This is a genomic window from Paenibacillus glacialis, assembly GCF_001637205.1.
Taxonomy (GTDB): Bacteria; Bacillota; Bacilli; order Paenibacillales; family Paenibacillaceae; genus Paenibacillus_AQ; species Paenibacillus_AQ glacialis.
Genome location: NZ_LVJH01000007.1, coordinates 439,877 through 451,455 on the forward strand (window position 1 = coordinate 439,877; position 11,579 = coordinate 451,455).

Sequence of the window (11,579 nt, forward strand, 5' to 3'; positions counted from 1 at the left end):
CCAAATGCTCGATTTCAAGGACTTGCACAGGCCATCAGCTTGATGGAGATTGTGCCTAGCCTAATACAAAGTGTATGTGGCATAAGAAAAATAGAGAAAAACAAAGAGTCGTATGACAAAATTATTAACGGATAATCCTCTTCTTTATGCAGGAGCAGAAGGGTTGCTTGATTTCGTGAAGATGGCTGTTGAAGCGGGTGCAGACACATCCATCCTGAACAGATTTGGAGGGACTGCACTGATTCCTGCGGCAGATCGAGGCCATGTGGACATTGTGGAAGAACTCCTTACAACTTCAGACGTCAATGTTAATCATATCAATAAGCTAGGCTGGACAGCACTACTTGAAGCTATCATCCTAGGTGATGGAGGTAAGGAACATCAGGCTATTGTTCAACTGTTAATTGATCATGGTGCAGATGTTAATCTTGCAGATTCTGATGGAATGAGTCCCTTACAACATGCGAGAAATAATGGCTATCAAGAAATGATAGAAATGTTAACGATTAAGGGTGGTAAGTAGAGGATCGTGTATTGAGAGAAAAGGTAGGGATGACATGTTGAACACTTCATATTGGTTAACGAATGTAAGATTAGAGAAAGGTTACATCATGGAAGAAGGGCAGGTTGCCAGTACTCAAACGGAAATTTGTCATATGCGAATTGAAGACGGATCAATTGCTGAAATGAGCCCTGCTGTAGCTGAAATACAGAGTCATCTTCCAAAATACGACTGTAAAGAGTTATTGATGCTACCTTCTTTTGAAGAGGCACATATACATTTGGATAAAACGTATTTCGATGGACCCTGGAAAGCTGTGAAGCCTATATCCAGCATCTTCGAACGAATTGAGGAAGAGAAGATATTACTTCCTAGACTCTTACCGATGGCGAGACAACAAGCCGAAAGTATCTTAACACGTATACAATCATTCGGCTCTACACATGTACGTAGCCATTGTAATATCGAGCCTGTCAGTGGGTTACATCGATTAGAAGCAACGAAACAAGCTCTGAACACGTTCTCTGGTAAAATTTCATATGAAATTGTAGCTTTTCCTCAGCATGGGCTGCTTCGTTCAGATTCTGTCCAACTGGTAAAGCAATCTTTGGTAGAGGGTGCAACTCATGTAGGAGGAGTTGATCCCTATACGGTGGATGGAGATATAGAGAAGTCACTACAGACGATGGTAGAACTGGCGGTTATGAATAAAGCTGGCATTGATATTCACTTACATGATAGCGGAGATGCAGGAAAGCAAACGCTGACTCGACTAGCTAGTCTGACTGAAGAAGCAGGATTGCAGGGGAAAGTGACAGTCAGTCATGCTTTCTGGTTCGCACACGCTCAGACACAAGAATCAGAAGAATTAGCTGAACGTATGGCATCGCTTGGGATGTCTATTGCATCAACCGTCCCGATTGGCAGAACAATGATGCCACTTCCTATGCTTCATAAAAAAGGTGTAAAAGTGAAACTTGCAACAGACAGTCTTACAGATCACTGGTCTCCATTTGGAAATGGAGATCCATTGGAGAAGGCAGGACGTTTCGCAGAATTGTATGGGTACAATGATGAACAATCATTGTCTCATTCCCTTGGGTTTATTACAGGAGGGATAACGCCACTCAATCATGAGGGTGAACAGGTGTGGCCCAAGGTAGGAGATAAAGCTAACTTTGTATTGTTGCCTGCAAGCTGCTCGGCGGAAGCCGTGGCACGAAGACCGAAGTGTCAAGTCGTATGTTACGAAGGGCGCCTCGTAAGTGGTTCGTTGTATTAAATAGATGTAAGATATGAAGCTCGGATTCATGAAAGTGAATAGGGTGAAGTTACTTGGGAAAGTCGGAACGTGAATTTATGCAAAATAAAAACAAGGCGGAGGCGCGAATTGGTTATGCGTTCCGACTTGTTTTTATTTGTGTACTTTTGTTAGATCTCGCGTATCGTTATCAATCGGTTCTAAATGTATATGCAGTTCCCAACACATCATCATAAACATCTTCTACATCTAGATATTTCATGAAATCAGCTCCAACGATTTCTTGAATGACTGACTCCCAGAATATCTGTGATGTTGGATTATTCGGGTGAACTGTCAATTCCCATTTACTTGGATGCATCTTAAATACTTTCTTAGCTACATATTTCCCGATGCCACTTCTACGATACTTTTTCATAACAAAGAACTCACCTATATTTAATGTGTCTTTGTCTTTAGATACATAACAATAGTCACATACCAAAACAAATCCAGCAAGATTCCCATCAACTTTTATGAAATACGGAAATCTTCGTTCTTCAGTCCAATAGAAGTCTAAATATGTATATCCATATAATCCAAGTGAATTTACATCGCTATTTTCAAATTCTGAGAAATCATACTCATATAATTCAATTAATCGTGCTAATATTTCTCGTTCTTCTACTTTCACTTTGACTATTTCTATATCCATAACAGGTTTATCCCTTCTAAAGATAATATAAATTATCTTCGCTATTATTAATTACTATACTACCACAAAGATTGTTTTTCGTTCTGGGTTAATATTGTTTCTAGCAATCGACATTTCTCCCCCTATACAGAAGACTGCCTGTACCTACGCCTTGCCAAAATCATGTGCAACGAAGCATTTATCGCAGATATAAAACGTCGGGTACACAAAGTTGACGAAGAACAGACAACAAAAATGGAGTATAATGGTATATAGATTCTGGATTTTAAAGGGGAGGGGCAAGGGGAATGTCGGAAGAGTTGAATCGGGAAATACTTGATGAACTTAAGGGAATAAATCAAAGACTAGATAAAATTAGTGAACAAAGAGGAATATCAACACCTCTTAAATTCTTTGCAGTAATAATAGGGCTTTACATTGTAGGACCTCTTTTTATGGTGATTATTGGAGTTATAAGTAGGTTTTTAAATATTGGTTGAATTATTATCGGCTTTGCCGATGATACGGACATTCCATCTTGGGCAAAAGTTGCATTTGGAGCTTTGAAGTTGTGTGGATTTATAACGTCAACGCTGATAACAACTTCGATCCAAATGCCTCAGCCACAAGAGCAGAGGGAAAAACCTTTTTGTTCGGGTATAATCGTGTGAGCTTATAGATTAATCGCCGTATTTGCTCCAACACAAGATATATAGTTACTCTTGTGATTTCGTTACAATGACTGGACAGAATCCAGGATTCATTAAGCATAACTGTTCGGTGAATTGTGGTTGGAGCTTGGCAAGCTCTGCGAAATAACTGCTCATAATATGATTGGCGCCAAGGGATCCATTCTGGAAAGATAGCGACGAGAGTGTCTGGACATGACTGTAATAGTACTTTTTTTCCCGTTTGGGCAGTTTGTAGATGGGTGGGGGAGCATGCGTTACGACGTCAAAGGGATTGGCAATACGGTAGCTGTTTCGAACATATTTTGTGAAAGTTGTCGTGAAGTCCGGATCGCCTACACGTGGGGATCCATATGTATACAGGTTGGGTGAGATGTAATTGGTATTGGCTGCAATATCAATAGCACATAATGTCGCGAGTGCACCACCGAGGCTGTGACCTGTAATGTATAATGTCTTGTCGGGAGACAACCTAGAGAGTGCGGAGATAATCCCATCGCGAGTTGAATAATAGATGTCTGTGAAACCGCGATGTGTAAGACAATCTTCCTTAATATATTTGAAGTTCTTTTGTGAAGCCATGATGTTAGATATCCAATCAGTCCTCGAACTGGTTCCCCGAAAGGCAATAATAATCTCTTGCGAAGATTCCAGAATAAAGCCGAAGCGTTCCCATACGTTGCTGAGGGATTTCGCTTCAAAAGTATCACTAACCCAATAATTTAATGGAACGACAAACGAACCGTCCACATTTGAAAATTGTGTATAGGTCTGCCCGGAGATTGCAGCTAGAAAGATAGCCCATTGCTCTTGATCTTTATTGTTACCCACGAACATCCCACCCTTCTCTCCTACACTGTATTAGTGGGACGAAGGAGAGATTCCTAAATATTGCGAAATCGTGTGCTGATAAATTACGGACATGATATACGCGTAAGAGACGAAGTTTGTATCAGACTTTAAGATTCAAGCTATTGTTTAACTCTGCAACGAGAAAGTTATACCATAACTACATGAAATGAAGGAGTTTATAAAATGAGTGATCTAGAGGTTCTGAAAAATGAAATTCTATCGTCATTTCGCTTTCGACATGCAACTAAAGAATTTGATCCTAATAAGAAAATAAGTGATGCTGACTTTCATTACATATTAGAAACAGGTCGTTTATCACCAAGCTCGTATGGCTTTGAACCATGGAAATTTGTTATTGTGCAAAATCAGTACATTCGTGCCAAGCTTGCGGATTATGCATCGGGCGCCAAAAAGCAGTTATCAACAGCGAGTCATTTTATGATTATTCAGTCGAGATTACCTAAAGATATGATTGCAAGCTCTGATTATATTAAAGGAATGATGGAGAATGTGCAGAAGCTGTCACCCGAAATTACCCAGGGGAAGCGGACTACATATGATCATTTTTTGAAAACAGGTTTTGCAATTGAAGATGATCCCAGAGTAATGTTCGAATGGGCCTGCCGCCAAACTTATATTGCATTAGGTAACATGATGACTGCTGCCGCTTTGATTGGTATTGATTCTTGCCCAATTGAAGGTTTTAACAGAAAGAAAATCAACGAATTATTAGTAGCAGAAGGGATTATGGACCCTGAACATTTTGGTGTTTCTGTTATGGCTGCTTTTGGCTACAGATTACATGACCCATCTGAAAAGACACGTCAATCCGCACAGCAAGTCATTGAGTGGGTGGAATAACGGTGAAGGGGAGAACTCCCACATAAATATCACAAGTATAGGCGTTTTGGTGTGTTTATTATTTTGCGACACTCATGATTTTGTACAGTTTCACCCAATAAGGAGGTACGATATTTAATGAAAACTTGGTTGAAATACATTGTTTTATTTTTATATGGGACTTCTTTTCTATATCTATCGAATCTTTTTGAAATACCTAAAAACATTTACTATTTCATGATAGGTGTTCCCATATTTATTGGGATCGGGTTTGTAATTGTATATCTTTTTGAAAAAAAGAGGAAAACAACAGGTAACTAGATAGGTATGAACTTTATACTGCCTAATGGAGAGTCGCTCATAAGAGCGGCTTTTTATTTGAATAAAAATAAAAGCCTGCAAAGGTAGGAACGCATTCCTATTAGTGCGGGAGTTACAGAAATATCTCGACTGCACCCAGCTTGGTAGGTTAAGTGAAGAATTATTTCACTACGCTTATGCTCATGTTTCTGTACCGATGATGATGGAAACGTTGGAAAGTAATATCACGATAGAATTTATGATCATTTTGGTAGGGTGATTTAAATAGCTTGATATGGATTTTCTTGTTGTGATTCAATAGATGTAAAAGATTTTTTTGGTTAATCGTGGAAAAAATGAACCGATTTCGAGCTTCATTTGTTTATACTATATCAACTTAAGAAAGGAGCGCCTTGAATGACAGAACGTGAATTATTTGATTCATACAACAAGGACGTGTACCGCACTTGTTATCACATGCTTCAGAACGCACAGGATGCGGAAGATGTGTGTCACGATGTATTCATCACTGTGTTTCGCCAAGATTGGAGAAGTGTGGAGCATATACGGGCTTGGATATTGCGTATCGCGATGAATCATAGTCTGAATATATTGAGGAAGAATCGGACGAAAAGGGAAAAGCAGGAGCAGATTCAAATCCAACATGATCAAGCCACGATGGCGATAAAGTCTGTGAACACGATTGTTATGGAGAAAGCATTGGCAACAGAATTACAGAAACAGCTAAATCAACTTCCGGACAAGTTATTGGCTGTAGTAACACTTCGTTACGTTGGAGATTTGTCGATGGTAGAGATCTCTGAATCGATGAATATTCCTCTAGGAACGGTAAAATCAAGGCTTCACAATGCCTTAAAGCTCATGCGTAAAAACATGGAACGCCATGAACGCTTTCTAACGAAGGGAGAGAAGCAACTTGGAATCAATTGAGAAGAAATTGAAAGAACATATGAATGATTCGGCAAGTATACCTTATCCTGATTTTGAGGGTGTATGGAATAGTATTCAGCTTAAGGAGATGAGGACTATCGATAGCGACGATATACGTGTCAGACCCATGAGAGGTCGAAAAGTGGCGATCATTGTAGGAATCTCGGTTGCACTACTTGCCACACCTGTGTATGCAGCGATCACCTACGATTGGACTAGCGTGCTCACCTACAGAACTGGCATTCAGTCTGCCTTGGATCAGGGGCTAGGCCAAACCATAGAACAATCCGTTACGAAAAACGGAGTAACACTAACCTTGCATACTGCTTTTACCGATGAGAACCGGACCGTCATTCTATATAGCCTTAACCCGGGATCGTCGAGGGAAGGAAAGAATGTGAGTTATGAAAGCATTGGTCTAAGAGACAGCACAGGAAATCTGATTGAGGGACATTACACGCAACAATGGAATCCTCAGCTAGGCGTATATCAAGGCTATTTCGAAAGTGATTGGGTTGTAACTGGAAGCATGGCGGACGTTGAATTTATGATTGAAGATATCCGATATATCGACGACGGTGTGCAACCAATCGATTTCGATCCTAACAATCCGAACGCACAGGAATTCCCTATTCAGAAAGATGGGATTGGATCGGTGACTGTGCAGTCTTTCGATCAGTCGGAGGGTAAAGTACTTTTGAAATCGTCCATTACATCCACAGATCCTGAACTCAAAGAGTGGAGTTGGGCACGCATTCAAGCGTTGAACGGGAATAATGAGTTGATCAGGGAAGTAGAACCTTCTGTCTTCGGAACGCCAGGAGCATCTGGAGAGTATAACAGTCAGCAGATATTCGAATTAAATCAGTTAAATGGTCAAGGCAACCACTATGTTCTTGCGTATGATCGTGAGGTAGCACATGTTAAAGGGGAATGGGGTCTGAATGTTAGCTTGTCCAAGAAACAATTGGAGAGTGGTACGTTCAAAGAGAATCTGAATATTCCTCTGAAGCAACTACCAGGGGGAACAGAGGTTAGTGAAATGATCGTCACGCCGACTCAAATTCGCTTAATATTGACTCATGAAGAAAAATACACTCGTGTTCCATATCAGAATTACCAACTTGACGTGGGCGGCACATTGCTAAACGGAGGCCAATGGTACGTAGAGGGCAACACCAACAAGACAGAATTGCGATTTGAGATGGGTATGCTTGAAGTGAACTCTATTGCAAATAAACCCATTAACTTGATCGCTAAGCACCGAGTGGATGAACACGTTGGCAATCATATCCCGGTCCGGTTAATGGATATTTCGAGTGAACGTAAGACCATTACTACGGACTATGAAGGGTATCCGGTCACATGGACATATTATAAGAAAGACAATAACCTATACGTCGAATCATTAAGCTCAGATTCGGAGTTTGGTGGAGTAAACCAAACGTACTATCTTGATGGTACAGAGAGAAGCTACGGGACATCGGTGATCGTCGATCTTAACGGGGACGGTAATAATAAGCAGATCGACCTATATAAAAATTTTGACAGGGGTGAGCTTGAGATTTACGTATGGTATTATTCGACCGAGAAGCCTGAAGATGAGCTACGCGTTGAGCTTTCGCAGGGGGAAAAATAAACGAGATCCACAGGATACCATTTCCAAGATCGACGAGTAGTGGAATTACGACGCTATGAGAGGAACGTACCGTTCACGATAGCGTCTGCTTACAACGCGCAGCTTGATCCCACAAAAAAAGGGGTTGTCCTATGGGACAACCCCTTTATCATAAGTCTTAGTCCGTGTTTACATGTGCTGTAATCTCATCGTCGACATCTAGCGTTATCTGTTCGCGATACGCACGAATGTCGTATTCGCTTTGTAAGTAGCGAAGGATCGCTTCAATCATATTAGATTCAACCAAGAATTGGCTGCGACCTTGCACCCATACTTCAGCGGTATAACCATCTTCTTCATCCCAACTGAGTTCAACCTGAACATCCGTAGGACGTACAGCTTTGCGTTCAGCCATGTGTAGGCAAATCGCATTTATTATTTCATCCATTGTAAGGATCATATCAATTAGTACCTTCCGTCACGCGGATCTGGTTTGCGACGGTTCTTGTATGCTCTATATCCTGCACGTGCAAGAGAGAATAGAACGACAATGGCTAACAAGTTAATCATTAATCCAATGATATCACCCATGAATCCCATGCCACCGAACATGCCGCCGAATAACATACCTGCCAATCCACCGATCATAAGACCTTTCATCAATCCGCCACCGCTAAAGAATCCACGTTTGGCTTGCGTTCCAGCTGTATTTGATTTGTTGTTAGAAGTTGATTTCGAAACATTACTGTTCGACTTCTTAGGCGTGTTCGTGAAAGACTTCGTACCTGATTTAAATCCGCCGCCACCTCGTCTTGCATCTACACTAGCTGGAGCAATTGTAGCAAATATTAGAGTAAACATCATAACAACCATGAGCCATTTTTTCATCTGAAGAAAATCCCCCTAAAAGTGATAGTTTATTTTGTTCTATCTACTAGTCTACGTAGAAAATAATTAAAAGTTTCAAAATTTATTATATTAATCATATTAATCATATTAATCATTTTGTTTCGTTCTTTGAGCTTTTAGTATTTCCAACATCATAGTAGTCCATTCAATCCCAGAAGTGGTAGTAAAGATAGCTTTCTGAAATAACATATAATCATAGAATTCGGGTGTTCCGAACTTGAGATCCTCTAGTACTTTGTCAGCAATCTTGAGTTGGAAACCATCTAATTTTTTGACTAAATGAGCTTTACGGCTTTCTATGATCTCTATGGCATTCTCTAAATCGGTTAGCCACATGCAAAATGTTTTCATAGATAACTCATCTCGTGTGATCGGATCAGCCAATGGTACATATAACCATTCTTTTAGCTTACGTATTCCTTTCTCGGTGATGGAGTAGAGCTTTTTGTCTGGTTTCTCACATTGAACAATCCAGGTTGATGTCAAGTATTCTTCAGACTCCATGTGTGACAGGAGCGGGTAAATTTGACTATGCTTTGCAGGCCAAAAAGGCTGGAGTCTAAGCATCAGATTGTAACCTGAAGACTGTTCCCTTGCCAGAAAAGCAAGGAGTGCATAGGAAAGTGTATTCATGCGTATATCTCCTAATAATAAATTTTACAATGAGAAAAGTGTACACTTAAACTGTATGGTTTGGCAACCAAACAGTTATTGTAAACTAAAAAGACACGGTATGTAGCCAGCCGTGTCTTCGTTAAGATCAATATATGAGGTTAGCTCGTTCTAGAATAACCATCAACAATAAGCTCTAATGCACCATTATCCGGATCGATAATCATGCCATGTACAGGAATATTAGGAGGGAGTAATGGATGTTTGTAAATGATATCGACGGTATGAATTACGCCATCGTGCACGTTATTAAATCCTCGTAGCCATTTCGATAATTTAATGCCAGAATTCTCTAATGTAGTTAATACCGTTTCCGGGACACCACGTTCTTTAATGGATGATATCATATGCTCTGCGTTAAGTGCTGCCATGCCGCAATCCAAGTGACCCACAACAAACACTTCATCTGCCTGGAGTTCATAAATGGCTACCAATACACTACGCATAACACTACCGAAAGGTTGGGAAATAATTGCGCCAGCATTTTTGATGAGTTTGACGTCCCCGTTTTTGAAATTCATTGCTTTTGGAAGTAATTCTGTAAGACGAGTATCCATGCAAGTGATTACGACGATTCTCTTCTCTGGAAATTTACTGGTACGATACTCTTCGTACTCTTTGTTCTCAACAAATTGACGGTTGTATTCTAACACTTCAGTAATATGATTCATGGGGGACCTCTTCCTCCTTTAATTAAAATAATTTCTGTTCTTAGAAGTTGATTATACTTTTTGTAAAAAGTATCATCAAGAGGAAACCATAAATATTTTACGTGAGGTGAGCCTTAAAATGGAAGATCAAGTAAAAATTAAATTAGAGAAATTTCGGGAATTGGTTCGCAAAATAAGAGGTTATTATGAGGCTGTAGGTTTAATGCATTGGGATCTGCGTACGGGTGCTCCCCGCAAAGGTGCTGAATTTCGATCAGAGACGATAGGAATGTTAAGCACGGAAGGGTTCAAATTAATAATCTCGGATGAGATGGGGGATTACCTGGAATATTTTACAAAATCAGATATTGCAGAACAATTGGACGATCTAGATCTAAAAATCGTGAAGGAATGCAAAAAGGAATATGACCTGAACAAGTTGATTCCTGCGGAGAAGTTCCAAGAATATTCTGTCCTAACGGCACATGCTCAAACCTTATGGGAAGACGCGAAGGAGACGAGTGATTTTGCCGGATTTGAACCTTATTTGAGTAAAATTGTTGCTATGAAGCAAGAGTTTATCAATTTTTGGGGAGTCAAAGGAACAAGGTACGATACACTTATTGATATGTATGAACCAGATATGACAGTTGAGAAACTGGATGAAATATTTAGTAAACTGCGCAGTCGGTTAGTGCCACTAGTAGAAGCGATTCGTGCATCTACTAATCAGCCGGATAATACGTTCCTAAAGCAATTATTCGAAATTGATCAACAAGAGAAATTCGGCCTCTTTATTCTTGAACAAATGGGTTATGACTTTGAGGCAGGGCGCCAAGATGAGAGTGTTCATCCGTTTGCTACGAGTCTTAACGTAGGGGATGTGCGAATTACGACTCATTATTTACAAGATGATGTAACCAGTGCGGTATTCAGTTCTCTGCACGAAGGGGGACATGCTCTTTATGAGCAGAATGTTGATGTAAAGCTCGTTGGGACACCTCTAGCACAAGGTACTTCTATGGGAATTCACGAATCACAGTCTCGCTTGTGGGAGAATATGATTGGACGTAGCCGTCCATTCTGGGAACGATACTTCGAAGATTTGCAACAACATTTCGGTCCGCAGCTTAAGGATGTCTCAATAGAAGAGTTCTACCGGGCTATCAACCGTGTGGAGAATTCCCTTATCCGCATTGAAGCGGATGAACTAACGTATAACCTTCATATTATTATTCGATACGAGATTGAGAAGATGTTGTTTAATGAAGGGTTGTCAGTGAAAGATCTACCAGAGGTATGGAATGCGAAATATAACGAGTACCTTGGTATTACCCCTCCAAATGATGGACTCGGTATCCTACAGGATGTGCATTGGTCTGGTGGAGATTTCGGATACTTCGCTTCCTATTCACTAGGAAATATGTATGCTGCACAATTCTTACATACCATCCGTAAAGAGTTACCTCAATATGATGAATGGATTGCTGAAGGCAATTTACTTCCGATTAAAGAGTGGCTCGCCGACAAAATTTATAAATACGGTAAGAGTCTTACACCTGCAGAAATCATCGTTAATGTTACGGGTGAGGAACTGAATCCAGATTACTTGGCAGATTATTTGGAAGAGAAATATAAAGAGATTTACAAGCTATAGTTTAT

Annotated in this window: 12 protein-coding genes and 1 pseudogene; 7 read left to right on the forward strand and 6 right to left on the reverse strand. The window is 40.2% G+C overall.

Annotation, left to right across the window (positions count from 1 at the left end):
* Positions 1-130: 130 nt before the first annotated feature.
* Positions 131-523: pseudogene (locus PGLA_RS07390) on the forward strand (ankyrin repeat domain-containing protein); the annotation flags it as partial.
* 34 nt (positions 524-557) lie between these two features.
* The gene (locus PGLA_RS07395; protein WP_068530965.1) at positions 558-1,784 is read left to right on the forward strand and encodes an amidohydrolase; all 1,227 of its coding nucleotides are present in this window, start codon (positions 558-560) and stop codon (positions 1,782-1,784) included.
* A gap of 169 nt (positions 1,785-1,953) precedes the next feature.
* Here the strand turns inward: PGLA_RS07395 and PGLA_RS07400 are convergent, their stop codons facing one another.
* On the reverse strand, positions 1,954-2,457 hold the full coding sequence (locus tag PGLA_RS07400; RefSeq protein WP_068530969.1) for a GNAT family N-acetyltransferase: 504 nt from the start codon (positions 2,455-2,457) through the stop codon (positions 1,954-1,956).
* 287 nt (positions 2,458-2,744) lie between these two features.
* Between PGLA_RS07400 and PGLA_RS07405 the strand changes: the two genes are divergently transcribed.
* Positions 2,745-2,936 (forward strand): hypothetical protein, encoded by a 192-nt coding sequence (locus PGLA_RS07405; protein WP_068530972.1) that lies wholly within the window; start codon positions 2,745-2,747, stop codon positions 2,934-2,936.
* Between the two features lie 216 nt (positions 2,937-3,152).
* Here the strand turns inward: PGLA_RS07405 and PGLA_RS07410 are convergent, their stop codons facing one another.
* The gene (locus tag PGLA_RS07410) at positions 3,153-3,956 is read right to left on the reverse strand and encodes a lipase family protein (protein WP_425415352.1); all 804 of its coding nucleotides are present in this window, start codon (positions 3,954-3,956) and stop codon (positions 3,153-3,155) included.
* A gap of 204 nt (positions 3,957-4,160) precedes the next feature.
* Here PGLA_RS07410 and PGLA_RS07415 point away from each other — a divergent pair, with 204 nt between their 5' ends.
* The 3 genes from PGLA_RS07415 (at position 4,161) to PGLA_RS07430 (ending at position 7,707) form a co-directional block, all read left to right on the forward strand.
* Positions 4,161-4,838: an NAD(P)H-dependent oxidoreductase gene (locus PGLA_RS07415; protein WP_068530978.1), complete on the forward strand. Its 678-nt coding sequence runs from the start codon at positions 4,161-4,163 to the stop codon at positions 4,836-4,838.
* A gap of 696 nt (positions 4,839-5,534) precedes the next feature.
* Positions 5,535-6,068 (forward strand): RNA polymerase sigma factor, encoded by a 534-nt coding sequence (locus tag PGLA_RS07425; protein ID WP_068530984.1) that lies wholly within the window; start codon positions 5,535-5,537, stop codon positions 6,066-6,068.
* Positions 6,055-7,707, forward strand: coding sequence for a DUF4179 domain-containing protein (locus tag PGLA_RS07430; RefSeq protein ID WP_068530988.1), 1,653 nt, complete (start codon positions 6,055-6,057; stop codon positions 7,705-7,707). Before PGLA_RS07425 ends, PGLA_RS07430 begins: the two co-directional genes overlap by 14 nt.
* A 157-nt stretch (positions 7,708-7,864) precedes the next feature.
* Here the strand turns inward: PGLA_RS07430 and PGLA_RS07435 are convergent, their stop codons facing one another.
* The 4 genes from PGLA_RS07435 to PGLA_RS07450 all read right to left on the reverse strand — a co-directional run bounded on the left by PGLA_RS07435 (position 7,865) and on the right by PGLA_RS07450 (position 9,938).
* A complete protein-coding gene (locus tag PGLA_RS07435; RefSeq protein WP_068530991.1) occupies positions 7,865-8,146 on the reverse strand; it encodes a YxcD family protein in 282 nt (93 codons plus the stop codon).
* Between the two features lie 5 nt (positions 8,147-8,151).
* The gene (locus PGLA_RS07440; protein ID WP_068530995.1) at positions 8,152-8,574 is read right to left on the reverse strand and encodes a hypothetical protein; all 423 of its coding nucleotides are present in this window, start codon (positions 8,572-8,574) and stop codon (positions 8,152-8,154) included.
* Between the two features lie 108 nt (positions 8,575-8,682).
* Positions 8,683-9,228, reverse strand: a complete 546-nt coding sequence (locus PGLA_RS07445) for a PadR family transcriptional regulator (RefSeq protein WP_068530998.1) — start codon at positions 9,226-9,228, stop codon at positions 8,683-8,685.
* A gap of 140 nt (positions 9,229-9,368) precedes the next feature.
* Positions 9,369-9,938 (reverse strand): beta-class carbonic anhydrase, encoded by a 570-nt coding sequence (locus PGLA_RS07450; protein WP_068531001.1) that lies wholly within the window; start codon positions 9,936-9,938, stop codon positions 9,369-9,371.
* 118 nt (positions 9,939-10,056) lie between these two features.
* On the opposite strand from PGLA_RS07450, the gene PGLA_RS07455 reads away from it, so the two are divergent.
* A complete protein-coding gene (locus PGLA_RS07455; protein ID WP_068531003.1) occupies positions 10,057-11,574 on the forward strand; it encodes a carboxypeptidase M32 in 1,518 nt (505 codons plus the stop codon).
* Positions 11,575-11,579: the final 5 nt, after the last annotated feature.

Coding starts and splice junctions, on each gene's coding strand:
- PGLA_RS07405 (WP_068530972.1), top strand. CDS start 2,745: ATGTCGGAAGAGTTGAATCGGGAAATACTTGATGAACTTAAGGGAATA.
- PGLA_RS07415 (WP_068530978.1), top strand. CDS start 4,161: ATGAGTGATCTAGAGGTTCTGAAAAATGAAATTCTATCGTCATTTCGC.
- PGLA_RS07455 (WP_068531003.1), top strand. CDS start 10,057: ATGGAAGATCAAGTAAAAATTAAATTAGAGAAATTTCGGGAATTGGTT.
- PGLA_RS07440 (WP_068530995.1), bottom strand. CDS start 8,574: ATGAAAAAATGGCTCATGGTTGTTATGATGTTTACTCTAATATTTGCT.
- PGLA_RS07400 (WP_068530969.1), bottom strand. CDS start 2,457: ATGGATATAGAAATAGTCAAAGTGAAAGTAGAAGAACGAGAAATATTA.
- PGLA_RS07425 (WP_068530984.1), top strand. CDS start 5,535: ATGACAGAACGTGAATTATTTGATTCATACAACAAGGACGTGTACCGC.
- PGLA_RS07445 (WP_068530998.1), bottom strand. CDS start 9,228: ATGAATACACTTTCCTATGCACTCCTTGCTTTTCTGGCAAGGGAACAG.
- PGLA_RS07450 (WP_068531001.1), bottom strand. CDS start 9,938: ATGAATCATATTACTGAAGTGTTAGAATACAACCGTCAATTTGTTGAG.
- PGLA_RS07435 (WP_068530991.1), bottom strand. CDS start 8,146: ATGATCCTTACAATGGATGAAATAATAAATGCGATTTGCCTACACATG.
- PGLA_RS07395 (WP_068530965.1), top strand. CDS start 558: ATGTTGAACACTTCATATTGGTTAACGAATGTAAGATTAGAGAAAGGT.